The organism is Sphingobacterium bovisgrunnientis (genome assembly GCF_009829085.1).
GTDB lineage: Bacteria > Bacteroidota > Bacteroidia > Sphingobacteriales > Sphingobacteriaceae > Sphingobacterium > Sphingobacterium bovisgrunnientis.
Window position 1 is genome coordinate 1 of sequence record NZ_WUQY01000033.1, and the last position, 26,539, is coordinate 26,539.

The 26,539-nt window shown below is 37.8% G+C and carries 17 protein-coding genes; 14 read left to right on the forward strand and 3 right to left on the reverse strand.

The genetic code is table 11. The features are described from left to right. Positions 1-277: 277 nt before the first annotated feature. Positions 278-1,021, forward strand: a complete 744-nt coding sequence (locus GOQ16_RS14035; protein ID WP_160069863.1) for a nucleotidyltransferase — start codon at positions 278-280, stop codon at positions 1,019-1,021. A gap of 1 nt (position 1,022) precedes the next feature. Beyond that, positions 1,023-1,760: a metallophosphoesterase family protein gene (locus tag GOQ16_RS14040; RefSeq protein WP_160069864.1), complete on the forward strand. Its 738-nt coding sequence runs from the start codon at positions 1,023-1,025 to the stop codon at positions 1,758-1,760. A 26-nt stretch (positions 1,761-1,786) separates the two neighbouring features. Here GOQ16_RS14040 and GOQ16_RS14045 read toward each other — a convergent pair whose 3' ends face one another. Next, positions 1,787-4,645 carry a triple tyrosine motif-containing protein gene (locus GOQ16_RS14045; RefSeq protein ID WP_160069865.1) on the reverse strand — a complete coding sequence of 953 codons (2,859 nt, stop codon included), beginning with the start codon at positions 4,643-4,645 and terminating at the stop codon, positions 1,787-1,789. 181 nt (positions 4,646-4,826) lie between these two features. Between GOQ16_RS14045 and GOQ16_RS14050 the strand changes: the two genes are divergently transcribed. The 3 genes from GOQ16_RS14050 to GOQ16_RS17690 all read left to right on the forward strand — a co-directional run bounded on the left by GOQ16_RS14050 (position 4,827) and on the right by GOQ16_RS17690 (position 11,665). Beyond that, positions 4,827-7,883, forward strand: a complete 3,057-nt coding sequence (locus GOQ16_RS14050; RefSeq protein ID WP_160069866.1) for a SusC/RagA family TonB-linked outer membrane protein — start codon at positions 4,827-4,829, stop codon at positions 7,881-7,883. Between the two features lie 31 nt (positions 7,884-7,914). Further along, positions 7,915-9,459, forward strand: coding sequence for a RagB/SusD family nutrient uptake outer membrane protein (locus GOQ16_RS14055; RefSeq protein WP_160069867.1), 1,545 nt, complete (start codon positions 7,915-7,917; stop codon positions 9,457-9,459). A 148-nt stretch (positions 9,460-9,607) separates the two neighbouring features. Further along, the gene (locus GOQ16_RS17690; protein ID WP_204987489.1) at positions 9,608-11,665 is read left to right on the forward strand and encodes a family 16 glycosylhydrolase; all 2,058 of its coding nucleotides are present in this window, start codon (positions 9,608-9,610) and stop codon (positions 11,663-11,665) included. Between the two features lie 578 nt (positions 11,666-12,243). On the opposite strand, the gene GOQ16_RS14070 is transcribed toward GOQ16_RS17690, so the two are convergent. Both GOQ16_RS14070 and GOQ16_RS14075 read right to left on the reverse strand, forming a co-directional pair. Then, on the reverse strand, positions 12,244-12,441 hold the full coding sequence (locus GOQ16_RS14070; protein WP_160069868.1) for a hypothetical protein: 198 nt from the start codon (positions 12,439-12,441) through the stop codon (positions 12,244-12,246). A gap of 1,426 nt (positions 12,442-13,867) precedes the next feature. Further along, positions 13,868-14,683: an alpha/beta hydrolase gene (locus GOQ16_RS14075; RefSeq protein WP_160069869.1), complete on the reverse strand. Its 816-nt coding sequence runs from the start codon at positions 14,681-14,683 to the stop codon at positions 13,868-13,870. 140 nt (positions 14,684-14,823) lie between these two features. Between GOQ16_RS14075 and GOQ16_RS14080 the strand changes: the two genes are divergently transcribed. The 9 genes from GOQ16_RS14080 (at position 14,824) to GOQ16_RS14120 (ending at position 26,446) form a co-directional block, all read left to right on the forward strand. After that, on the forward strand, positions 14,824-15,384 hold the full coding sequence (locus tag GOQ16_RS14080) for a type 1 glutamine amidotransferase domain-containing protein (RefSeq protein WP_160069870.1): 561 nt from the start codon (positions 14,824-14,826) through the stop codon (positions 15,382-15,384). A 95-nt stretch (positions 15,385-15,479) separates the two neighbouring features. Then, positions 15,480-15,953, forward strand: coding sequence for an OsmC family protein (locus tag GOQ16_RS14085; protein ID WP_160069871.1), 474 nt, complete (start codon positions 15,480-15,482; stop codon positions 15,951-15,953). A 189-nt stretch (positions 15,954-16,142) separates the two neighbouring features. Next, the gene (locus tag GOQ16_RS14090) at positions 16,143-16,757 is read left to right on the forward strand and encodes an RNA polymerase sigma factor (RefSeq protein WP_160069872.1); all 615 of its coding nucleotides are present in this window, start codon (positions 16,143-16,145) and stop codon (positions 16,755-16,757) included. A gap of 48 nt (positions 16,758-16,805) precedes the next feature. Beyond that, a complete protein-coding gene (locus tag GOQ16_RS14095) occupies positions 16,806-17,975 on the forward strand; it encodes a FecR family protein (protein ID WP_160069873.1) in 1,170 nt (389 codons plus the stop codon). Between the two features lie 151 nt (positions 17,976-18,126). Further along, positions 18,127-21,498, forward strand: a complete 3,372-nt coding sequence (locus GOQ16_RS14100) for a SusC/RagA family TonB-linked outer membrane protein (RefSeq protein WP_240141051.1) — start codon at positions 18,127-18,129, stop codon at positions 21,496-21,498. Positions 21,499-21,517: 19 nt separating this feature from the next. Further along, positions 21,518-23,017 carry a RagB/SusD family nutrient uptake outer membrane protein gene (locus GOQ16_RS14105; RefSeq protein WP_240141052.1) on the forward strand — a complete coding sequence of 500 codons (1,500 nt, stop codon included), beginning with the start codon at positions 21,518-21,520 and terminating at the stop codon, positions 23,015-23,017. 3 nt (positions 23,018-23,020) lie between these two features. Beyond that, positions 23,021-23,842 (forward strand): DUF4843 domain-containing protein, encoded by an 822-nt coding sequence (locus GOQ16_RS14110; protein ID WP_160069875.1) that lies wholly within the window; start codon positions 23,021-23,023, stop codon positions 23,840-23,842. Next, complete coding sequence (locus tag GOQ16_RS14115; protein WP_160069876.1) at positions 23,842-25,287, forward strand: PKD-like family lipoprotein; 1,446 nt, start codon at positions 23,842-23,844, stop codon at positions 25,285-25,287. Before GOQ16_RS14110 ends, GOQ16_RS14115 begins: the two co-directional genes overlap by 1 nt. Positions 25,288-25,309: 22 nt before the next feature. After that, on the forward strand, positions 25,310-26,446 hold the full coding sequence (locus GOQ16_RS14120) for a TlpA disulfide reductase family protein (protein WP_160069877.1): 1,137 nt from the start codon (positions 25,310-25,312) through the stop codon (positions 26,444-26,446). The last annotated feature ends 93 nt before the right edge of the window (positions 26,447-26,539 follow it).

The following is a 26,539-nucleotide window of genomic DNA, read 5'->3' on the forward strand; positions in this document are numbered from 1 at the left end:
ATATCGTCAGGAACTGGCGATTACACGGGCGGAGACTCAAATAAGACTTTGGCAACAAAGCACAAGTCTGTGAAGCCTGAAGCCCATTTGTCTTTAGCAAATGGGTAGTTCACTAAAGGAAAATAGCTAATTAGAATAATCTTTCTAAAACGTCTTTCGTCGTTGTTTACATGTTAATGTATTACATACTCTCTTCTCTTCGGACTAAACTAAAATGTGTATTAATGGTTCTATTTATACATCGAACCAAAAAATATAATTTAATCCTTATTAAAGCATGCTTACGACAGAAAAAGAAAAGCAAGAATCGACCGCATTTTACAAAGAAGCATTAGAAATGTTGGTAGCCAGTGATTGTCAATTTATGCTTGGTGGTGCATTTGCTATGTTTCAGTATACGGGAATATTTCGAGACACCAAGGATTTAGATATTTTTTGCAAAAGCAGTGAGTATCCGCGGCTACTTAAATATTTTGCGGACAAAGGTTATCGTACAGAGGTAACAGATGCCCGTTGGTTAGCCAAAGTTTTCCATGGTGACTATTTTATAGATATAATATTTGATACTGTTAATAATATCTGTACGGTGGATGATTCTTGGTACGAGCGTGCAACTGTAGGAGAATTTGCCGCTGTACCTGTTAAGTTTATACCAGTTGAAGAGCTTATTTGGTGTAAAATTTATGTACAAAATCGAGAAAGAAACGACAATGCAGATGTTAATCATATTCTGCTGAAATATGGCGCAAATGTGGATTGGGAAATCCTTTTTCAGCGCCTAGACACGCATTGGCATCTCCTACTCGCACAACTTCTCATATTTCAATTTGTATATCCCTCAGAGTATAGAGATATTATTCCTAAATGGCTTTTTGATGAATTGATTCGGCGAGCTAATGAACAATATGACTTGCCTTCCCCTATTGAGCGTGTATGTAGAGGCCCTTTAATTGACCAAACACAATATCAAGTAGATGTAAAAGAATGGAATTATAAAAGCTACACTATAACCACTGTCTAATATGGCCAATAGAAAGAAAACTAAAATTGCAGCCATGGCTGATATACATACAAAAATCACGGATAAAGGTATATTGAGAAATGCCTTCGAAGAAATAAATAAAAATGCAGATGTGCTTGTCATATGTGGTGATTTGACCGATACAGGGGATGAAGAAGAAGCGCAAATATTGGGCGAAGGACTCGAAGTGCTGCGTATTCCTGTGATTGGTGTTCTGGGAAATCACGATTACGAAAAAGGACGGCAAAAAGTAATTAAGCAAATACTATCAGAACATAAGATGACAATATTAGATGGTGAATCTATTGTCGTACAGGATGTAGCCTTTGCTGGAGTAAAAGGATTTGGTGGAGGCTTTGAACATTATATGTTGTCTTTATTCGGAGAAGATATGATGAAACAATTTGTTCACGAGGCAGTTAATGAATCTTTGCAATTGGATCGAGCCCTTACGCGATTAGAACAGGAATGTCCCGATTTGCCCAAAGTGGTGTTAATGCATTATGCACCTATAAAAGATACCATCATCGGCGAACCAGAACAGCTTTTCCCATTTTTAGGATCATCACATTTAGCTGAACCATTAGCCCGTAGGCAGGTATCACTCGCTTTTCATGGCCATGCACATGCCGGCACGCACAAGGGGCAAACAACTAGTAAAATTCCTATATACAATGTTTCGCTACCAGTATTAAGGAAAATAAATAAGGAGCAACATTATATTATTGTAGAAGTATAACTAAAAACCGGAATTAAGCTTTAGGATTACAAAGTAGAGAGGTATTCACCTAAGCTTATCTTAGTAGGTATGTTTAATTTTTTTCTAAGACGATAACGGTGTATTTCAACACCTCTTACAGAGATACTTTGTAATTGAGCAATTTGTTTAGTCGAAAAATTGAGCCTTAAATAAGCACAAACTTTCAAGTCATTACGAGAGAGTTCAGGATGCTTTTGTTTTAACCTACTGAAGAAACCATCATTTAGTTCATCAAAATGCGATGCAAACTGATCCCAATGGGTAGTATTGTTTTCTACATCCTTAAGTAGGGATGTAATGCGACTTAAATCGGTATCCTGATCGATATGGGCAAATTTCGAAAGCTCCACACGTAATTTTGTTAGCGCGCCAGAATTTTCCATAAGCTGCATACTTGTGCTTGCAAGTTCTTTGGTTTTAGCCAATACTTCATGCTCCAATTTCTCATTCTGTAGCTTTACAATTTCTTTTTCATTTTTATCTACTTCCAATTGATGAATATATCGAAGTTGTTCCATTTCTTTTTCATACTTGAGTTGCTGATTTTCCCATGCTCTTTTTTGCATGTTATACGCGTAATAAATGACTAGTATAAGAAGAAAAAAATAGAACATATAAGCCCATATGGACTTATACCAAGGTGGTAATATGCGAAAATGAAAGGAGCTAATCTCTGATTCTTGATTGAGGTTATTTTTAACTTTTATCTTGAAGTTATATATCCCACTCGGAAGATTTGTATAATCCTTTTCTGTATTACTAGACCAAGGAGACCATGTCTTGTCGTAACCTTCCAACCAAAAACTATAGGACACATGTTCATAAATCCCAAAATTGGGAGACGAAAACTCAAAATGGAATGAGTTATACATGGAATTCAATACAATAAGGTCTTTCTCTGTAGTCCCTCCATGTAGTACGCTATCTTGATTTCCTATGGCAACTATAGAAGAAATTAACGCTTTAGGACGCGATCTTTCCTTCATATACTTTTGAAAATTCACATGCAAAATACCTTTTTCAGATCCGATGTACACATTTTGATCATCGTAAGCATATATATTTTCAAATCCAGAGGTATGCATACCTTCTATTTCTGGGAAATAGATTATTTCATATTTCTTTGTATCATAATCCAGTTTAGCTACACCAACTTTTTTTTCACTACAAAACCAAATATTCCCTTTACGGTCTTCCATCAGGTATTTTACTGGAATATTATTGAAGACATCTAGACGCGGGGACGCATAAAACCTACCTTGTGCATCATCATATTCATAAAGACCATTTTGGGTAGCGAATACAATTCCTTGCCCAATTTTATATACATAATTTTGATAGCTGGACGGTAATCCCTCCTTTTGTGTAAAAAGCTTAGTATCGTAATTGGTTTGAGCCTCGTTTATTTTAATCTGGTATATTCCACGGTAAGGATGAGATGCCCAAATATATTTATCATCCAATTCTAAGAAACGAAATGAGTCAAATGTTCCTTTCAGTTTACGAATCAAACTGAATTTATTTCCATCATACCCAAGCAAATCAAGTCCATGATATGTACCCACCAAACTATATTTGATGGGATATACGGCAGATAATGGCAATGTAAGCCAAGAGCCGACACCGTTAATTATTGGATTTATTTTATCTTCTGTGATTTCTAGTATGCCTGTATTATGGGTTAACAACAAATGTCCATTCAATTCATTCAAGCGCCATGCCTCTCCACCATCGCTACCGTTTACCAATTGAAATTTTCCAGGTGATTGACTTTGATCAGCAATATTCTTATCTAACATCGCCCTATACACACCATTGGATGAAGACAAATAAAGACTATTATCAAATACACGAGTTGAATACCCAGTGACATCGTATTCAATGTTTGGACGAAGGTAGCGTATACCAGCTCCATAACTTATTACTGCGATAGCGTTATCTATAGCGGCCCAAATATTTTGCTGATTGTCAACAAATACAGTCGAAACATTTTTATTCGATAAACCTTCAGTAACACCGATTTGTTCTAAGAATTTACCTTCACGTAAGGTTCGAATCATACACCCATCCGTAGCAGTAGCAAATACATATGTATAGTCATCAATCTTCGCAAATGAAGGGGTGTATAAGGTGTGACTTGGTGAAGCCAAATGCTGTGTCAGATTCTTATTGTGTAGTAAAAATGATTTGTTGTTCTGCAAAAACACTAGCGTACTATCCTTAGTAATGTCTAATATTCCAGCGATTTTGGCCTTTTGAAAATGTGTTGCTTTGGCCACATTAATCCATTGGTTATTCTCAAAAGACAATAAACCATTTTCTCGTTCTTGTGCATACAATTTGCCTGATACATGGTCCATATATTCCCACTCCACTGATGCAGGATACACTTTTATTTTATTGGACTGGAAACAGAAAATATAATTGGATGACATAAAGTAAATGCCATTTTCATATTCTACCGTATACCAAACATCTGCAAACTGTCGATAGGCTTCAGGAATTAGCGAATATAGTGATGTATATTGGAGTCCAGTCTGTTTGGTTTGTTCAAAATACCCAAATTCTCCTTGACCACCGACATAGATTCGATCTTTGTCAGCAATGTAAATCGAACGAACTATTGTCTGATTGGGTAATTTGTATTGTTTCCAATATTTTCCATCAAAAGTCAACAGACCTTCATTATTACCAAAATACATTATGCCTTTGCTATCTTGACGGATATCATAAGTGCGACTCCCACCCTGAAAAACAGACTTTCCATAATTATTTACAAGCGGAGCACCTAATGGATTTTGAGCCATAACAGTACGAAAACCTAGAAAAAATAAACAGAATACAAGTAGGTTTAATCGATTCATAATGTAAGCAATAGGCTAATGATGTATTGTTGAAGTAGGCTAAATATAGCTAATTTAATGCAAACAAGCGTACATGATGTATAAATGATGTAGTATAAGACTAGGTTTTAACTTACCATTGCACCTAATTTTGAGTAACTGAATTATAAACCAATTTTCTACACTTTTAATTTTAGCGTGCATGAAAAACAAATTACTGAGCTATGCCTTAGTTATTACAATGTCTTTTATACCTGGAATCATTCTAGCACAAACAAAGACTATAACGGGCAAGATTTACAATGAACAGGGAGCCGCCATTGCAGCAGCGACCATACGTGTTAAAAACACAAACACTAGTGGAACAAGTAGTACAGATAACGGAACCTACACCCTCCAAGTTTCAGAATCAGCAGATTCATTAATTGTTTCTGCAATAGGCTATTCAACCAATACTGTCGCTATCCGTGGCAATGTGATTGATATACAATTACTCGTGAGCAGTGCTCAAAATTTAGATGAAGTCATTGTCGTTGGGTATGGTACGCAGCGTAAAGGAGATCTGACTGCGCCTATTGCAACCGTCGATATGCAGGAAGTATTGAAAAGAACAGTGTCCTCTCCTATGGATGCATTGCAAGGAAGTGTAACAGGTTTACAAATTGTGAGTGCAGGCGCTCCCGGATCTACACCTACGGTTCGTATTCGTGGTGTAGGCTCATTTAATAACGAAAGCCCGCTTTATGTTGTTGATGGAATGTTTATGGATAATATTAATTTCCTTAATCCCAATGACATTGCTGATATATCCGTATTAAAAGATGCTTCGGGTGCAGCTATTTATGGTGTGCGTGCTGCAAATGGAGTGATTATCGTCACAACTAAGAAAGGTACGTTGAATATGAAAACAAAAGTTAGCTACACGGGCTATGCAGGCGTTCAATCCGCTACCAACTTACTCAAAATGGCAAATGGAGAACAGTATGCAAAATACGCGAGTGCTGTGGGTAATCAAGCTATAGTAGACAACTCCATCACAAAATTTGGCGGGCAGAATGGCGTTCCAACGACCAATACCGATTGGTACAACGAGTTATTACGTTCAAACGCATTAATTCAAAACCACAATATCGATGTCCAAGGCGGTAGTGATAAGATTACTTATTCCTTCGGTATGAATTATGTGGATCAAGATGGAATCATGGATGCGAAGAATTACGATAGAAAATATAATATTCGCACCCAAACAGAAGCACGAGTAGCACCGTGGTTGAAGCTTGGATTCACTGCACATTTAAATAATTTCAATGCTTTCTCCCCAAATAGTACGGCTTTCAGACAGGCATACTTCGCTTCGCCACTTTACCCGTCCTATGATCCAAATTTGGAATTAGCAGATCCAGTAAAGTTTGGTTCTAGCACTAGTCTAGGAATGACGTCAGGCTTTTGGTTTAATAACCCATTGGCTACGGCATATTACAACCATAATGCGACTAAAGGTATACAAATTTTGCCAAGCGCGTACATAGAAGCTCAATTTTTAGAAAACAAACTAACTTTTAGGTCGCAATTAAGTCAACGCTACCAGTCCACACATAATATTCAATACAGTCCAGTATACTATATCGATAATGATCAGCGTAACCAACGGTCGTATTTACGTTCTGGACAAGGAAGAAATAGCAATTATATTGTTGATAATTTGTTGACTTACAAAGATGGTGCGGACAAACATCATTGGACAATCTTGCTAGGTCAATCTACACGTGAAGAGCGTTGGCGCGAAACCTGGGTATCGGCGAATGATGTTCCGCAGGCTGAAGAATTTTGGTATGTAGGGCAAGGTGCGCAAGGTATTGGATCGGCAACTGGCTATGGTGAAGGAGGACTTCGTAATGCAGGCGTATCATTCTTCACAAGAGGTACTTATGATTACGACAATAAATATTTATTAACTGCGACATTCCGTGCAGATGGTAGTTCCAAATACCAAACTAAGTGGGGCTATTTTCCTTCTGTAGGTCTAGGATGGGTAATAAACCGTGAGAAGTTCATGGAAGATCAATCCCTATTTGATCTATTGAAAATAAGAGGAAGCTGGGGACTGTTGGGTAATGATGGTATTCAACCCAATGCTGGCTATGGTATCGTGAATTCAGGTAATAATTTCTCCGGTGTATTTGGTAGTACAGGATCAGCAAACGGTGTCCGTGAACCGGGTTATCGTGTAGGCAGGTTCTTCACACAAGTACGTTGGGAAGTCGTGGAAGAATGGGATGCAGGTCTTGACTTTGCCTTATTAAATAATCGTCTTGAAGGTACTGTAGATTACTACTACCGCCAGACCAATGACCTTGCTTTTAGCCGCCCTATTCCATTTATGTGGGATCGCGTCTATGGAAACTGGGGATCTGTTGCAAACAGCGGCTGGGAAGTTTCGTTAAATTGGAAAGATCAAGTTGGACAGTTCGCCTATAAATTAGGAGCAAATGCGACTACATTAAACAATAAAGTACTTGATATTGGTGCATTATCTAATATTCAAAATGGATTCCCTGAATGGAGTGCTGAATTTCCAACACGTATAGTGCCAAATGAACCAATTAATTATTACTACGGTTATGAAGTTGCAGGAGTTTATCAAAATCAAGCTGAAATAGCAGCAGACCCAATCGCAAGTGCATACAATGAAGCGAACCCTGGTGCGCCAATTCAACCCGGTTATTTGCGCTACAAAGATCAGAATAGCAATGGCGAATTGGATGAAGCAGACCGTATTAACCTAGGAAACTACCTACCTAAATTAACGTATGGTTTCAATATTGGAATGTCGTATCAAAAATTTGATTTGAGTGTTGCCTTACAAGGTGTTGCTGGAAATAAAATCCACAACCTAAACCGTGCTATGCGTAGAAAATATCCACAAATGAATGCGGATGCAGCTTTTATGGATAACCTGTGGACGGCAGAAGGTTCTACAAACGAATATCCATCGGCGCAAGGTTCTGTAGCATCTTGGAATCTACAAGCAAGTTCTTTCTTTGTAGAAAGCGGCGCATATTTACGTATTCAAAATATACAGTTAGGTTACAACTTTAATTTAAATACTATTCCTGTTCGTGTATTCGCTACTGCCGATCGTCCTGCGATATTCACACGCTATAATGGATTTACACCAGAAGTGTCAGGAATGGGCTTTGATACGAATGTATACCCTATTGCATCCACGTACAGTTTCGGTTTTAATGTGACATTCTAAGCTATTTTAAGAAATAATTAAGAAGAAATTTATGAAAGCTTTAAAATATATACTACTCAGCAGCTGCATAGGACTAGTAAGTCTACATACGAGTTGCGAAAAGTTTTTAGATAAACCGTTGGAAAATCAACAGCGTTCCGAAGAAATTGATTACACCAATTTAGCATACATGTACGCGCCTGTATCTGGTGTGTACAGATCTGCAGCAGATGACAATCTTGTACATTGGATTGACCTTTCTATACGTGCTATGCGTGATGATGATTACCAACAAGGTGCGCCTAATCCAAACGATAACCCCGAATTGATGGGAATCAAAAACTTTCAAAGTGATGTGACCATTCAATCGTATTGGGGACTAAATCAATCCTGGATCAGTTATTACAGCTTAGCTATTGCAGCGAATAATGCTTTGATGGAATTGGATGAATTTGAAAAGAATATTCCGTCAGGTAATGCAGAACAATTAAAACTCAACAAACAGTACAAAGCTGAAGTTCGTTTCTTACGCGCTTATGCACACCTTTTAGCATCGCGCATTTTTGGTGATGTCCCTATTCTATCCGACAGTGGAGATATTGCACGACTGACGACCATTGGCAAGAGTACAATGGCTGAAGTCCGTGAATTTATCATCAATGAGATGAATGATTGTATTGCTGATTTAGAAGATGCACGTCCAAATCAGTCCAAACATACCGGTGCTGTGACAAAATATTCTGCTTTATTGTTGAAAGCAAAGGCTGCAACAGATTTAGCGAAAAATGACAATGCAAGTCCGTATTGGGATCAAGTGCTAGAGGCTACCGATCAGATAATTCAAAGTGGAAAGTTTTCGCTTTATACGGATTTATATAACTTATTCAAGAAGCCAGGAAAATTAAGCAATGAATCCTTATTCGAGTTACAATATTCTGATTTTGGTGTAGGTACAGGAGATATCGTGCGCCCAGGTGTAGACTGGGGGACTTTCTTCAGGTGGCAAGGACCGTCGGGTAATCAACGTGGTAGCGCAATATCAGGCGCAGGCTGGATTCCTCCTTCACAGAATATCGTAGATTTCTTGACGACCAGAGGTGACGCATTGCGATTAAAAACGACCATCTTAAGATATGGCGCGACAGAAGACACCTTTGTGGAAACTCCAGATGGCGACAAAATCTACGGCAATCCTTTCGGAATAAAATACTTCAACGGTAAAGCATATATGCCCGCCAATCAAATGACGGAAGGAAGATTAGAATACGGAGCGAATAACAATGTACGCATATTGCGTTATGCTGATGCCCTTTTGTTGAATGCTGAAGCACGTGTACGCAAAGGTCAAAATGGTGACACGCCGTTTAATCTCGTACGCACAAGAGCTAATATGTCTACTATCACAGGTGTCACCTTGGATCAAATCTTGGACGAACGCCGAGCAGAGTTTGCATGTGAATGGTGGGGAGAGCGTTTCAATGACTTGGTACGTACAGGCCGTGCGCAGCAAGTGTTTGGTTCTAAATTTACACCAGGAAAAAGCGAATATGTGCCTATTCCGCAAACACAAATTGACGCTAACTCTAATTTCAAATAAGCGTATTCTCTAACACAAACAATACTATTAATTTATAGGGATTGCTATACATATAATTAGTATAGCAATCCCTTTCTTCCACAGCGTAAAGTATCACACGAATGCTTAAATTTATAATCCAATTACATACGTATCTAAATTGCTTCTCATGACTGTAAACAAAATACATCTTCTCATTTTTACTATTTTAGTATTTGTCACACAGGCATTTGCACAGAAACCTTTTCCTGTCAAAATTGAAAAAACTAAGAACGGTTTTCAATTAATACGAAATGGTGAACCTTATTTCATAAAAGGTGCTGGTGGTACAAGCTACATCGAGAAACTAAAAGAATATGGTGGCAATTCAATCCGCACGTGGAGCAGCACGAATGCCAAAGCCATCCTTGATGAAGCGCATCGCTTGGGACTTACCGTCACGCTTGGACTCAGTACCGCTACAGAAAGACATGGTTTTAATTATGACGATGCAGACGCAGTCAAAAGCCAATTGGAAAGATTGCGTGAAGAGGTTATAAAATATAAAGACCACCCTGCGCTACTGGCTTGGGGAATTGGCAATGAATTGAATCTACATTACAGCAATACAAAAGTATGGGATGCGGTAGAAGATATTGCCAAGATGATAAAGTCTGAAGACAAGAATCATTTAGTCACAACTATGTTAGCTGGTATAAATCAGAAAGAAATTGATCTGATAAAGTCTAAATGTCCTTCACTTGATATGATAGCTGTGCAAGTGTATGGAGGATTGGCAGGTGTACCAGAGCAGATACGCAAGGTTGGTTGGGATAAAGCATATATAGTGACGGAATGGGGACCTACAGGCCATTGGGAAGGTCCACAGACACCATGGAAAGCCAGCATTGAGGAAACTAGTAAAGAAAAGGCTGCGGTTTACAAGAGTCGTTACCAAGCATCTATCGCGTCAGACAAAAGCTGCTTGGGTTCATATGTTTTTTTATGGGGACAAAAGCAAGAGCGTACACCTACCTGGTATGGTTTGTTTACTGAAGATGGCTTAGAAAACGAAGTTGTAGATGTCATGCAATATTTGTGGACAGGCAATTGGCCAAGCAACAGAGCACCACGATTGGATTCTTTACGTTTAGACGGCAAGCAAGCAACTGACCATATCTATCTTAGATCGGGAGAAAAGTATACTACACAGGTATTTGTTGAAGATCCCGACAATGATAAGATGAATGTACGCTGGGAAATTCTTCACGAAAGTACAGATCTGAAAGAAGGCGGTGATCGTGAAAGCAGACCTGATCGTATAGACGGCATCTTGACAGAAGTTTCCTTTGGTAAGGCGATCATCATAGCACCAACAAAAGCTGGAGCTTATCGCATTTTTGTTTATGTCACCGACGGCAATAATCACGTAGCTACAGCCAATATTCCGTTTTACGTTACGGCATCAACCAATGCAATTCCAGTAGCTTCTTCAGGAAAATACACATTTGAAACTACCCCTTCTTGGGCGGATGAATTTAATTATACCGGATTACCCGATCCCACCAAATGGTCTTATGATGTAGGCTCCTTGTATAACGGTTGGGGCAATAATGAACTGCAATACTATACCCAAGCAAATCCTAAAAATGTATTTGTAAAAGATGGTAAACTAAAAATTACAGCACTAAAGCAAAAAAAAGGTGGTCTAAATTATACCTCTACCCGTTTGGTAAGTAAATCTAAAGGTGATTTTTTATATGGACGGTTTGAAGCAAGAGCTAAAGTCCCTAAAGGTAGAGGCACTTGGCCCGCTATATGGATGCTGCCTACAGAATCAAAATATGGTGGTTGGCCTAATTCTGGAGAGATTGATATCCTAGAACATGTCGGTTATGATATGGACGTCGTTCACATCTCTGTGCATACCAAAGCGTATCACCATTCCATTCAAACACAAAAAACAGCCACCAAGAAAATACAAGACGCTTCCGAGCAATTCCACTTGTATCGCATTGACTGGACTCCCGACTACATCAAAGGCTTTGTCGATGACGTAGAAATTTTTCACTTCGACAACGAAAAGAAATCTTATCTCGAATGGCCTTTTGACCAAAAGTTTCACTGGCTCATCAATCTCGCAGTAGGCGGTTTTTGGGGAGGGCTTAAAGGTATTGATGAAAAAGCATTTCCTGCCACATTTGAAGTCGACTACGTACGAGTTTATGATCTAATTGAGGTTAATTAATATAATGTATTGTGAAATTTAAGGATTTTTAAGGATTGGGTTTGTATTTAAAATTTGCATCGTCACACCAACGTAAGGAGGAATCTCCGCATTTAATGCCTTATTAGTATTAACCATAAGAACCTCCCTAGGATGGTTTAGCATAGAGATATCAGCGAAGTTGAAGCGTAAAAAAACAGATTAAAAAGTAAAGCGGCTCAAAACCTATAAAGAAAAAGTACTATCCATACAATTTATCGAAAATGTCGCCTAACAAACTTTTGCAAAAATGTATGAAGGAAGGAACACTCTTGCAAAAGTTTAAAGCGACACGGTTTAGCTTCGCTGAGCTCGGCTTATAGCCTTCAGTTGCGGTCCTTTTGAAAAGACAAAAGGACGAGCCAGTCGTGGTTTAAGCGAGATTAAATAACTTTTAAGGCTTGCGGCTCGAGCGAGACAACTGAACATTCAAGGCTTGTGTCTTGATCAAAGCAATATAACTCTAACATTAACATTTATCGATCACCCCCATCGATACTGCCCAGATCAATGCTATAGTAAGCAACAAACCCACTACATTATACATCCAATCTGGAAGCTTATAGGGCTGCTGGTTGTAGTTGTTGTAGCTCATCATCTGACCAATCCAATAAATCTTTTAATACATACACAGGGCTATCCTTCTCATCGAGCTGTTGGATATAATCTACGATCTCCCCATCTACTTTTATGGCAATTCCCTCCTTCAGTACATGAAAATCGCTGTTAATTAATTCTTGAATCTCTACTCTTGTCATAATTGTTATGTGCTTTAGGATAAGAACAAGAAGAAAGATAATTTAGTTTTTGGTGATAGGAGTATTTTTTTTAGCGATGCTATATTGAATTAAACGTTATAACACTCTATAATAGCAGGACCACTTTTTCAGTATAATACGAATAAATTTATTAACGAATAAGTCTTCCTCTATTATAAAAATAAACGAAAGAAATTGAATTAATGGGTACATATGTTATAGTATCAATGTTGAACATGCCAAGTTCTCTAAAAACTATCTTTCTCATATCTTTGGAAAATCTATGATAAAGACATAAAGCAGACTTTAGTTTAAATGCGAGTGTATCATTCCGAACAAATTTAACTCCATCATAGGAAAATTAATTTGCACCATTTAATATCAATAAACGTTCTACAGAATCATTGTTTTTAGTTTAAATTAATAATAGACTTCAAAATAATCTAACCTTCCATCATTGGTGTAAATTTTTTATGATAAGAGAATATCGTAAATAGTTTAAAAGACAATCGAATCCAAAAGTTTATCACTTTCTTTTTAAGTCATCCATTCATAAGGTTTGTAGAAAGTTCAATCAGATAAATTCTTCCCATTGTGATTTGCATCGAAGTCCGTATAGAAGTTTGTTATTGATTTACTCTAATAATTTGTATTATCAGTTAGCTTTAAACATGACCGAAATGTTATTGTTGCAAATAATAGCAAAAAGAATAGCTTCATGATTTGATTATTTATTCAATTGCGTAATTGCATCTTTATTAAAGTTGATTATCTACTTACGCATACTTCCAATATATATATAACAATAACTTAAATTGATAGATTTATCAAGAAATCATCTCCCTACCTCCCTATTGCTCGTAGTTTTCTAGACTTAAAGTCCTGTTTGAAATGCTCATCACGACACTGTGTTGCAAAACCCTATTGCACCTTACGCATTTGTAAGGCAACTTGCTCAAAGATTTTATTATAAGGTTTTCTTAGTATATACATCTGGATTATTCGCATTTTTGGATTCATAGTCTGGCTATAACAAGTTTGATTTCTTAACGAGAATACTCTACAATTCTTAACACGTGCTCAACCTTAAGTCATGTTTTTAAGATAGAAGCATCAAATTAATATATTAGCATTAACCAAAAGAAACAGCGTAGGATGGTTTTGTGTGATGAAATCAATGAAGTTGAAGTGTTTAAAACAGATTTTAGAAGTGAAACGGCTTAAATCTGTTTAGCGTTAACGAGGTGATTTTAGCTATAATTTCCAAGCCATAATTGCTTTGCATACTTTCGTCATCGAGGAAGAAAGTATGAGCCTATCGCGCTAAGGCGATATTTAAGGTTTTGTAAGGATTGTGTTTATTTAAAATTTAGACTTGCATCTTAAGCGAGACAACAGGACTTTGAAGCCTTTTGGCAATAAAAAACTACTTATTCCATTTCTTAATAGCCCGTAGCAATAAAGGGTAAGCCGGATAATCCATATCGTGGCCGTATCCATCCAATTCATAGAGTTCAACATTGGTATTGCCGTGCAGTTTGAGCATACGTAGTAGGTAAGCATTCTCCTCATAGCGTCCCATCATTTCCATTTCCCTATCGCCAGTCAACAATAGTGTACGTGGTATATCCTTTCTCACCCAATACAGGGGCGAGAGTTCATCAATTTTCGGTTGTAATTCCGGCATCCCCATCTCCTTACGTGCAGTGAAGTGTGTGATAGTTTGTGCGCTAAATGATACTACTCCAAATAATTGATTGGCATCAAGTCCTCTTTTGCGGAGATAGTCTTGATTTAAAGTCAGCATTAAAGAGAGGTATGCTCCTGCCGAATAACCGCCTATAATTATTTTTTGTTTGCTACCACCCAATCGTTCGATATTATCAAATGTCCATTTCACCGCATCGGCAGCATCCTCAATAATATCGGCTACTTTCGCTTTAGGCGAAAAACGATAACCTACCGCTACGACAGCTATATCGTTATTTTTCAAATAAGAAGGAATCTCTTTGTTGCCTCCGGTCAAACCTCCACCATGAAACCACAGTACTGTGACAAAATCCTTTTTGTTAGTAGGGAAATATACATCCAATTTACATTGCGCATTACTGTAAGAGTCCGTATTTGGGGTATAACTAATATCTTTTTGATGGGTATACGTGGTCTCCTGCGCATAAATAAAAGAGGTATGAGATACAAAGCTAAAGACAAGAGATATTAAAGCGATAATATAGATTTTCATAGGTACAGTGTTATAATTATTACAATATAGAATTTCTAAAGTACGAATAAAATATATAATGATTTTAACTTTTGTCAATTGATTCCGAACTAAAAGAGCACTGTATTGTTCAAAATAAGAGAACTAAAAAAAGGTATATTATGAGAAAATTAGATGGAAGACGAATCGCAATTTTGACAGAAGATGGATTTGAACAAATCGAATTGACAAGTCCAAAAGAGGCTCTAGTAGATGCGGGTGCTCAAGTTGATATCATATCTCCGCAAGAAGAAAAAGTGCGGTCTAAAAAAGGCGATGATTGGGATGAGGACTTCAATGTAGATTTTCCTTTAGCAAGTGCCAATGTAGACGATTACGATGGGTTACTAATCCCAGGTGGTGTGATTAATCCCGACAAACTACGTGTGAATCAAGACGCTTTATCTTTTGTAAAAGCATTTTTTAGCGCAGGAAAACCTGTTGCAGCTATTTGCCATGGACCACAGGTGCTCATAGATGCAGAAGTTGTAGAAGGACGTAAAATCACTTCCGTAGGTGCTATCAAAAAGGATTTAATTAATGCAAAAGCACTTTGGGAAGACAGTGCTGTGGTCACAGATCAAGGTTTAGTTACAAGTCGTACACCTGATGACTTACCTGCATTCAACAAGAAGATCGTAGAAGAATTTGCAGAAGGTATTCATAAGGGTCAGCACGCCTAATAAAGACATTATACATTTATCTAAATATATTGCAAAAAGCTGTTTCTTAATTGAAATGGCTTTTATTGTTAAGAAGTTTATTACTTTTAATTCCAATGAAGAATAAGCATACATTTGAAGCTACACTCACTTGGGAGAAAATACAGCAGACAGCAGCTAATGCGGTTACAATTTCAACTAAAAGCCATACTGTTCATATCCAAGGGAAAGCTGATCTGGCAGTATCTGCCGCTAAAGCCTTCAAAGGTGACCCATCCATGTACAACCCCGAAGATCTACTATTGAGCAGTTTGGTATCCTGTCATATGATGTCTTATCTCTATGTCTGCGCGCAACATCAGATTGAAATCATATCCTATACGGATCACGCACAAGCTATTCTTGAAACTTATCCAGATGGATCGGGCAAAATTATAGAAGTGATATTAGCACCTAAAGTGGTTGTACAAGATAGTGCTACCATTGAGCTAGCAAATTCCCTACATGCGAAAGCCAATAAACTTTGTTTTATCGCTAACTCTTGCAATTTCCCTGTTCAGCACCAGTCACAGTGTACCGCGGAATACTAAAATGGTGCACATACCTAAAGATAAGGAGCTGAATTTCTGTACACTTAATACAATGGAGAGATTTAAATTCTAAGAATTTTAATTCACTGAATTAATTTAGCTTTGCATATCTTTACCGAGTCATGCGATGAAAGGTAGTTATAGCTAAAACTGCATGATCCGAATCTAACCTATTCTGTTTTAGAAAAAGTGAATACCGATAGTCTAAATATTTATGAAGAAGTTGATCTTTTGCTCGAACATTTAGCAAATGGCAATCAGACTGCTTTTGAATATATTTTCAACACCTATTATCCCCGTATTTGCCTGTATGCCGCTCCTTTTGCTACCGAAGATAAACAGGCGGAAGACATTGCTAAAGAAGCTTTTATACGCATTTGGAACAGCGACAAAAGCTTTAAATCTATAGAGCACCTTAAAAACACGCTTTACCTGAGCACCAAACAAATAGGCATTAATCACCAAGTCTCGCACCAGCGCACGCTGCAACGTGAAGAAAAGTATTACAGCATACAGCAACCCTATCAGGACCATCATCTGCAACATATGATTCAGTCGGAGGTGATGGGCGAACTCTATGAAGCGATAAATAAACTACCAGAGCAAGCAAAGGCTGTCATCGTCTCTACCTACTTGGAAGGCAAATCAAATCAAGAAGTAGCAAAGGAAATGAATATTTCTTTGCAGACTGTAAAGAATTATAAAATGCGCGCGCTAAAGCAATTGCGGCAGCATTTAGCACCCGATACTTTTCAGCTATTGTTATCCGCATATTTTATTTTTGAAAAAATAACATCGGACTAGGTACTATTTCGTATTGGCGCGGTAATATACTACAAACAACTACCGCGTATGCACCTAAACGAAGATCCATTACGTATCAGTATACTCATCCAGAAAAAAATCAACAACAGTCTATCTGCTGCTGAAGAACAGGAGTTAATAGAGTGGCTGGATGAGAAACCAGAACATGCAGCGCTATATACCCGTTGTTTGGATAAGTTTGTGCAACAAGAATCTTATCGCTACTTAACTCATGTAGATACAAAAAGTGCTTGGAAAGACATTCTTCCCGCTATTGAAGTTAAAGAAACTAAAAGCAAGGCTATTCTCACGCGCAACTTGTTACGCTATGTCGCTGCGGCATGCATCCTCATTATTGGATTTTTTGTAGCACTACCCTACTTAACAAAAAATAGCCTTACGGTAGAAACAGATCTAGCAACTGTGGATTATTCCCCAGCAGAGAATAAAGCTATATTAAAATTATCTGACGGTACGACATTAACATTAGACACGAAGCACGAAGAAGTAGCTATTGCTGGAAACAGTATCAAATACAGCGATGGCAAAGAGCTAATCAATACCGATGACATCTCTTCTGCTGTTATTTCTACACCTAGAGGTGGTTATTACCGCGTCGTACTGCCTGATGGTACCAAAGTACAATTAAATGCAGGTAGCTCCCTTACCTATCCTCTTACATTTACGGGTAATACGCGCGAGGTATGGGCGACAGGTGAACTTTATTTTGAAGTTACGCCTGATAAAGCGAAGCCTTTTGTGGTACATACAGAACAACAAGTGTTACGCGTATTAGGAACTAAATTCAATGTCAATTCGTATGCTGAGGCGAAGACAGTTAAAACTTCATTAATAGAAGGAAAAGTACAAATCGCTTCTCCAACACTAAAACCAATAGTACTTACCCCTGGACAACAGAGTATTGTGAAGCCTAATCGTATCAAAGTGAAAAACATAGACACCGAGCAAGCAACAGCTTGGATTCATGGAAAGTTTAATTTTGATGGTAAACATTTACGAGAAGTGATGCACGAATTATCGCTGTGGTATGACATTGATGTAGACATCGATGCAGATGTGCCTGAAGTCGAGTTTTTTGGTGGTATCTACCGAGACAACAACCTATCGACTATACTATCGCTATTGGAACAAAATGAAATTGCCTATAAACTAACTAACGATAAAAAATTACTAATCACCAAAGTCAAACCGAAATAATATGAAGCAACAAATAAGAAAAGAATAATCTAAAAAATGGAAAAACAGAGAAGTGCTGCAACACCTCCCTGTTTAAAAGTTAGTTCAGTAAGTTATTGAGCTATCTACATGTGTAAGTAACAGAACTCAAAACTAAACCTTAACAAATTTAATGAATTTAAATTACTTATTACGAGTGATCAAATTAACCGCATTTCTGTATTTTATCGCATTCCTTCAACTTAGTTATGCATCCTACTCCCAAACTATCACCTACACCTCTAATAGGGAGTCCTTGGAAAATATACTACAAGTCATCAAAAAACAGACACAATTTGAAGTTCTGGGAACGAAGGCAATGCTGGAAGGAAGTAAAACTGTATCCATAGCGGCAAGAAATATGCCTTTGGATGCCTTTTTAAAACAAATATTTGATAAGCAACCTGTAGGTTACAAAATCGTTGATCGCACAATCGTATTGACCAAAAACAAAAATAGCTCCCCTATATCTACCTCCCTTCACAAAGAAGAAGAAATTCAACAGGGAATTACAATTACGGTGACAGATCAAAAAAAAACGCCTATCGCAGGTGCCACTGTGGCATCCACGAAAGCTGACTTGGGTAAGACTGACAATAAAGGGGTATTCAAATTAAACGAACGCCCACAAGATGGTATTGTCATCATCAAGATGCTTGGTTTCGAAAGTTTAAGGTATAGACTAAATGATAATCAGCAAACATTTCAGATTGCATTAAAAGAAGATTTAAGTGAAGTGAGCGAGGTTATCATCACTGGCTACCAAACGATTAACAAAAACTCCTTTACAGGAACAGCAATCACAAAATCGGGAGAAGAGCTTAGACAGGTAAATCCACAAAACGTCTTGCAGGCCATGCAAGTATTTGATCCTTCATTCAAATTATTGGACAACAATCTTTTGGGATCGAATCCCAATGCAATGCCTAACATCACGGTACGTGGTACCTCTGCACTTCCTACGGGCAACAATGAAATCTTGCGTCGTGATAATATAATTACCAACACGAATATGCCGGCTTTTATTTTGGATGGCTATGAAGTTGGAGTAAGCAAAGTACTCGACTTGGATATGACGCGTATAGAGTCCGTAACGATTCTAAAAGATGCTGCTGCTACAGCAATCTATGGTTCAAGAGCAGCAAATGGCGTAGTAGTGATTACAACAAAGGTTCCGCAAGAAGGAAAATTACGCGTAAGCTATTCGCACGAGACCAATGTGAATGCGCCGGATTTATCAGACTACAATTTGTTAAATGCAAGTGACAAATTGGAATACGAAAGATTAGCTGGACTATACAGTAACGTAAATCAAAACATCGCTCAAATCGAATTGGATAAAGTCTACAACAATAAGCTAGCGAATGTGGTTGGAGGTATCAATACGGATTGGATTGCGCAACCTGTACGTACCGCTGTAGGACAAAAGCACGCGCTTTATTTAGAAGGTGGCGCATCGACATTCAGGTATGGTATTGATTTACGCTACCAAACACGTCCTGGCGTAATGAAAGGTTCTGCCAGAAATCAGTATTCGGGCGGTGTAAACTTAAGTTACAACCTGAATAATAAGATCAAGTTTCAGAATGAATTGACCATAGCAGCAGTTCAAGGCATAGAGTCACCCTATGGCAATTTTGCCAATTACGCACGTATGAATCCATACTACCGAATGACTGATGATAATGGAAATATACTGCAACAGGTGGACGAGTGGAACCGCTATTACAGCAATGGCTCTTCCTACGGTGAAAATGTTTTAAACCCACTGTATAATGCAACGCTAAGTAATTTTGATCAATCTAAATACACAGAGGTGATGAATAATTTGGCGGTAGACTATGAAATCACACAAGGTCTTCGTCTACGTGGTCAGTTAAGTTTATTAAAGCGTATGAGTCTTTACGACAGCTTCCTTTCGCCTAAATCAAACGAATTCTTTCACTACCCTACTAGCCAAACAGATCAAAAAGGAAGTTATACAAGTGGCAATAACGACGAAATCTATTGGGATGGAAACATCAGACTGAACTGGGTGAAAAACATCGGACAAAACAATATTAACATTGTAGCTGGATCAAATATTCGCAGTGATTTTTCGGATTACCGTTCATTCACAGCACATGGATTTGCTAACGATAGATTCACAAGTATTGGATTTAGTAAAGGGTACCTTGAAAATGCAAAGCCCTACAGTAGTCTTAACCAATCCCGTCTACTAGGTGCTTTTTTGAGTGCAAACTATTCCTTTGCAAATACGTATTTATTTGATGCAACAGTTCGCGCCGATGGTTCGTCTAAGTTTGGTTCGAACAATAGAGTTGCGCCATTCTGGTCTACAGGTATAGGTTGGAATGTTCACAATGAATCGTGGTTTGATGTGGCTTCGATATCTCAATTACGCTTTCGTGCAACTACCGGTGTGACAGGGGCTGTTCAGTTTTCACCGTATATGTCCCGTACGACTTACGCCTACCAACAAGACAATTGGTACTCTTCAGGTATTGGTGCTATTGTGAATAATTATGGTAATGACAACCTTAGCTGGCAAAAAACAAGATCTACGGATTTGGGTATCGATTTAGCTTTATTCCAAGACAGAATTACTATTTCACCTCGCTATTACTACAAGCTTACCAAGGATATATTAGCGGATATAAACATCGCACCATCTACAGGCTTCGTATCCTACAAAGAGAACTTAGGTGATATGCAGAATAAAGGCTATGAATTAAACTTCAATGCATTCGCTCTTAAAAAACAAGATTGGACGTTGAGTTTTATGGCCAATTTCGTACGCAATGAAAATAAGATTGTAAAAATATCTAATGCACTGAAAAGTTATAATGACCGCGTTGATGATGCCCAAGGAGACAATTCATTAATGGGTGTTCCCCTATTACGTTATAACGAAGGTCAATCAGTAGATGCAATTTATGCTGTACCTTCATTGGGTATAGATCCTGAAAATGGTAAAGAAATCTTCTTAACAAAAAACGGGACACTTTCCTACGATTGGGATGCTGAAGATATCACTGTGGTAGCTGTCGCTACTCCAAAGGCAGAAGGTTTCTTCGGAGCTACATTGCGCTACAAGCAGTTTACAGCAGTGACGTACCTTCAATTACGTGTTGGTGGTAAATCGTACAACCAAACAATAGTGGATCGTGTGGAAAATGCTGACCCGCGCTACAATGTGGACGATAGAGTATTGGCAGAAAAATGGAAGCAACCTGGAGATCATACATTCTACAAAAGTATCAGTGATCTCGGACAGACACGTGTATCTTCTCGCTTCATCATGGATGATAATTTACTCAATCTACAGTCTCTGTTTATATCCTACGAAGCGAATCCAGAGTTTGCGCAGAAACTAAGGTTATCAAACTTAAGAATCAGTGCGACTACAAATGATTTAATGCGATGGTCTTCTATTCAACAAGAACGCGGAATAAGTTATCCATTTGCACGTAGCGTTAGCTTCGCATTACAAGCCGCTTTTTAACCACTTAAATTGTATGAAAATGAGAAAATCACTACCAATATATATTCTGCTCACGCTTTTACTAGGCACTTCATGTGCAAAATGGTTAGATATACAACCCGAAACAGAGATCGACAAATCGGCGCTATTCACGACAGAAGATGGGTTCAAAGAAGCCCTGCTGGGTGTCTATATCCGAGGCAGTAAAACAGACCTTTACGGTAAAGAATTGACTGTAGGTATGCCAGAAGTCCTAGCACAAAACTATACCATCTCTTCATTTGATCCGTATCGCTACAAAGCGACAGCAGAATTCAAATACGATGATCAATATTTCTTGGGCAGAAAAGATAACATTTGGAAAGGCTTATACCACGGTATTGTCAATTCCAATCTGATATTAGAGAACATAGATCAAAAACGTAACCTATTTAGAGGAGACAATTACAACCTTATCAAAGGTGAGGCCTATGCATTACGTGCGTATCTGCATTTTGATTTGTTACGTCTGTTTGCACCTAGCTTCAAGCAAAGCGCTACTGCGGAAGCTATCCCCTATGTTACTTCATACTCGAATCTATCTACTCAGTTCGCTACCGTAACAACGGTTATTGATTCGGTAGTAAATGACTTTGAGAAAGCTAAGGTATTACTAGAGAAAGACCCAATAATATCGAAGCTTTATGTTATCGGGTATCCCAATGAAACCGATACATTGGCCAATTCAGAAATGACCAATCCGGATTTGTTCCTACAAAATCGCAGACACCGCATGAATTATTATGCCGTATGTGCTTCTTTGGCTCGTGTATACTTGTATAAAGGAGATTATACCAAGGCGCTTTTAAATGCGAAAATCATCATTGATAGCAAGAAATTTCCATGGACAAATACCACCGACTTTATTGCTGTTGAAGAAAAAAATAAAGATAAAATTCAATACAAAGAACTTCTATTTGGCTGGTATATTCCGACATTGAATGCTGACCTCAACACCTATTGGTTTTCCAATGGTACAAGTGGAATGCACTTGGATCAGAATGATGCACGCACAATCTATGAAATTTCTACTGTTGGCGCTACAGATATGCGTTATACGCAGTGGTTTTTGACAGTAAGTAGTGGAACCGACTATATATCTGAAGTGGTTAAATACCGTAGAAATTCAATTTCGGATGGTGCTGCTGCCAACTTACATTTCTTGATGGCCCCAGCTATTAAATTGAGTGAGGTGTATTTGATAGCGGCAGAAAGCAGTTTTGATACTAACCCTACCCAAGCGCGTCAATATTTGGATGAACTGCGTATCAATCGCGGAATCGAACAACCTACGACCATTACAACAAAGGATGCGTTTATTACTGAAATTTTGAAAGAAATTCGAAAAGACAGTTACGGTGAAGGTCAACTTTTCTATGCTTACAAAAGATTGCATCGTGCAATAAATGGTCTAAAAGGAACTTTAATACAGCCTGACAACAAATTCTTTGTATTACCGCTGCCTGATGACGAGATCATATATGGTAACCAAAAAAAATAGAGTATGAAAATTGAAACTATAACTACCTACATATTGATAAGTATAGCTTTAAGCATACTTACTTTTTCCGCTTGCAAACAAGCCGAACCTTTACTATACGACCGTGATGCGAATATTTATTTTGATTTGCCTTCGGCACAAAAAGACAGTATAGTCTACACATTCGCATATAATATGAATAAGGCTTCTGATACTATTTACATACCAGTAAGCCTATCGGGAATTCGTGAACCAAAAGAGCGCTTCTATTCCGCTTATGTGGAGCAGGACTCATCGACAGCTGTGGAAGATGTGCATTTTGAAAAGCTAGCTGTACAGTACAAATTAGATGTTGGTGCTGGTAAAACATTCTTACCTTTGGTAATTTACAATGTTCCTGATTTGGAAGAAAATTCCGTTTCGTTAATCATCAAATTAAAGGAATCAGCTGATTTTAATATTAAGAATCCTAAAATCATTAAAGCTAAAATTGTTTTTTCAGCCCGCTTGGAACAACCTATTTGGTGGAGCATGTGGCTGCAAGATTATTCTAGAACCAAACATCAGTTATTTATAATTGCTACTGATCAAACTACCTTGACCACAGAAGGTCTTGACGCACCGAAGAACCTATATTTTGCAGACATGTTGCGTGCGATGCTGAACAATCCTTTTCAATGGGTAGATAGAAATCCGCAAAAAGGATATGAATTATCTACGAAAGATAATGGTGCTACCTATGACTTCTACCATAAGGATAACCCAAGTCGTACGATTACCTTGAAGAAAAATGTTGGATCTGGACAATATCAATTTATTGACGAATTAGGAAGGGAGGTTAGATAATGATAATACATGTAAACATTAAATTAAAACTAATTGCTGCGGTATGTGTTAGCGTATTTATCACGCTTACGGCATGCTATAAAGACAAAGGTAATTACGAATACAATATGCCTGTGATTCCCAAAGTAGAGGGACTCGACACCTTGTATAATGCAAATGTAGGTGACAGCCTTATAATTACCCCTATCTATAAAGATATAGCACCCGAAGACATTGAAGCAAATTGGGAAATAGCCGTACCTGAAGCTGTAAACTACGATCAATACAAGTATACTGGAAGCTCGCTGCGCACGATATTTGGTTTGCAAGCTAAACTATACAATGCGCGACTTACACTGACCAATAAATCAAATGGAATTAAATATTTCTACGACTTCAAAATTCAAGGAAATACCGAATTTTCTAAAGGAACATTGGTTTTGAGTTTAGAAAATGGAAGGTCTCAACTTTCATTTATCAAACCAAATGGAGACGTTCAGGCGCGCATTTACGAGTCCATTAACCTAAAGCCACTTCCTGATAATCCTTTGTCAATTCATTACATGACAAATAAATTTACAGGAAATACCCCATTAGGCTATTGGATCATCAGCAAAAATGGAGGCGTACGATTAAATGTGAATAACCTTGTACAAGAAGAATTAAAGCCTGGAACGTTGGAAGATAACTTCTTCCTGGCTCCTAATCCATTAGAAGTGGGTAGTTTGCAAATGACACCCAACGGCGTACTTATGGGTGTGATAAATGGCAAATTCTATGGCGGTACCACAAATACATGGGATCAAGCAAATACATATGGTATGTTTGGTGGGTATGCGGATGGTGACTATGAACTTCACAACAATTTTATTTTGACCAATGTCAATGACAACCTCAGTATGATTGCTTTTGAGAAGAACAAAAAGCAGTTTCTTCGATTAAACAATTATGGCTCGCCTATGTATTTTGGAACACAATATTCGGTAATGGTAACTGATATTTTTGATCCAATGAATCTAGGGCTAGAATTATTACATATGGTTCAAATAAATAATACGGACACCTATGCCTATGCAAAAGACCAAGCAGGTGTGGTATATGAATTGAAGTTTAATGTGAATTTTAATGGACCTTTTACATTTACTCCGGTACATAAGAAAATCTTTTCCAATCAGCAGATCATTACCCCTAACACTAAAATCATAGCGACGCGTATTGGATATATTTTTATTGCCAGCGGTAATAAAGTATTTCGCTACACACCGCTTAATGGTAATATACTTGAGATAGAAACTAAATTTCAAGACAACGTAACGATGCTTAAACTTTCGGATGATGAACAAACATTAATCGTGGGATCAGGTTCTACACTTTTCTACACCAACATTTCGACAGGTAATAATGGAATACTACTCGAAAAAATTGAAGGAATTCCAGGTACAGCAGTTGATATAACTTGGCGATAAACACATTTAAAAAATACATACTATGAAATCATTATATACATTACTTGCAGCACTTTTGGTTAGTAATCTGTCGCTGGCACAAGACAACAATTTCCAAATCGACGGAAAAGCACCTAAAAGTTTGGATGGTAAAAAAATATACTTAGACTATGTCAACAACGGCTATTCTGTAGCAGACTCAGCCATAATCAAAAATGGTAAATTCGCTTTCAGGGGTCAAGTAGAAGAACCTAATTATGCCCGTATGATACTAGACAAGGAAGGTCTTGGCAAAATGAAAACGCAATACAACGGTGATCGTCTTTACTTTTATATAGGAAATGAAAAGTATAAATTTTCGGTAGCTGATTCGATAAAAACTGCAGCAATTACAGGTTCTGCCTTACATCAAGCATTCCAAGAATACTTGGATTTTATTGGCGGCGATTTTATGCATATTATCGATAAAGCAAATGCTACGTTTAATGCTGTACCACAAGATGCAGCCGATAAAAATGAACAGTATGCAGCCATCAAATCAAAATTTGATAAAATATTTGATGATAGAACAGATAAACAATTGGAGTTTGCGAAACTAAATACCGATTCATTTTTTGCTGCAGAAGCATTAACAGAAGTAGCAAATAAAAAAGGTACTCAAGCTATAGAGCCTACTTTCCTTGAACTGAATCGTGCAGTCAGAACTTCTATAAAAGGAAAAGAATTAGAATCGCGCATCCTAGCAGACAAAAATATTGTTGTGGGTAGTATGGCTCCAAATTTTTCGCAGCCAGACAAAGATGGAAAAATGATTCAGTTGGCAGACTTCAAAGGTAAATTTGTACTCCTTGACTTTTGGGCGAGTTGGTGTGCGCCTTGTAGAGCAGAAAACCCAAATTTAAAGAAAGCTTACATCAATTTTAAACCAAAGGGATTAGAGGTTTTTGCCGTATCAATAGATGAAAACAACGGTCGAGAAGCTTGGCTGAAAGCTATAAAAGATGATGATTTGCCGTGGGTACATGCTGCAGACTTAAAGGGTTGGAGAAATGAGGCTGCGGTATTATATGGAGTTCGAGGCGTACCACAAAATTACTTAATAGACCCATCTGGTAAGATCGTTGCTATAAATCTAAAAGAAGAAAATCTGCATAAAGTATTAGCAGATCTCGTCAAGTAATAGTGTCCAAAAACATTTTCATCGGTTGAAATGTTAACCAGGTTACAGGCTAAGTCCAGTAATCTGGTTTTTTTTAAGAGAACTTTTTAAGGC

Excerpts from the sequence above, each read along its gene's own strand:
- GOQ16_RS14035 (WP_160069863.1), top strand. The coding sequence starts at position 278 with ATGCTTACGACAGAAAAAGAAAAGCAAGAATCGACCGCATTTTACAAA.
- GOQ16_RS14040 (WP_160069864.1), top strand. The coding sequence starts at position 1,023 with ATGGCCAATAGAAAGAAAACTAAAATTGCAGCCATGGCTGATATACAT.
- GOQ16_RS14045 (WP_160069865.1), bottom strand. The coding sequence starts at position 4,645 with ATGAATCGATTAAACCTACTTGTATTCTGTTTATTTTTTCTAGGTTTT.
- GOQ16_RS14050 (WP_160069866.1), top strand. The coding sequence starts at position 4,827 with ATGAAAAACAAATTACTGAGCTATGCCTTAGTTATTACAATGTCTTTT.
- GOQ16_RS14055 (WP_160069867.1), top strand. The coding sequence starts at position 7,915 with ATGAAAGCTTTAAAATATATACTACTCAGCAGCTGCATAGGACTAGTA.
- GOQ16_RS17690 (WP_204987489.1), top strand. The coding sequence starts at position 9,608 with ATGACTGTAAACAAAATACATCTTCTCATTTTTACTATTTTAGTATTT.
- GOQ16_RS14070 (WP_160069868.1), bottom strand. The coding sequence starts at position 12,441 with ATGACAAGAGTAGAGATTCAAGAATTAATTAACAGCGATTTTCATGTA.
- GOQ16_RS14075 (WP_160069869.1), bottom strand. The coding sequence starts at position 14,683 with ATGAAAATCTATATTATCGCTTTAATATCTCTTGTCTTTAGCTTTGTA.
- GOQ16_RS14080 (WP_160069870.1), top strand. The coding sequence starts at position 14,824 with ATGAGAAAATTAGATGGAAGACGAATCGCAATTTTGACAGAAGATGGA.
- GOQ16_RS14085 (WP_160069871.1), top strand. The coding sequence starts at position 15,480 with ATGAAGAATAAGCATACATTTGAAGCTACACTCACTTGGGAGAAAATA.
- GOQ16_RS14095 (WP_160069873.1), top strand. The coding sequence starts at position 16,806 with ATGCACCTAAACGAAGATCCATTACGTATCAGTATACTCATCCAGAAA.
- GOQ16_RS14100 (WP_240141051.1), top strand. The coding sequence starts at position 18,127 with ATGAATTTAAATTACTTATTACGAGTGATCAAATTAACCGCATTTCTG.
- GOQ16_RS14105 (WP_240141052.1), top strand. The coding sequence starts at position 21,518 with ATGAGAAAATCACTACCAATATATATTCTGCTCACGCTTTTACTAGGC.
- GOQ16_RS14110 (WP_160069875.1), top strand. The coding sequence starts at position 23,021 with ATGAAAATTGAAACTATAACTACCTACATATTGATAAGTATAGCTTTA.
- GOQ16_RS14115 (WP_160069876.1), top strand. The coding sequence starts at position 23,842 with ATGATAATACATGTAAACATTAAATTAAAACTAATTGCTGCGGTATGT.
- GOQ16_RS14120 (WP_160069877.1), top strand. The coding sequence starts at position 25,310 with ATGAAATCATTATATACATTACTTGCAGCACTTTTGGTTAGTAATCTG.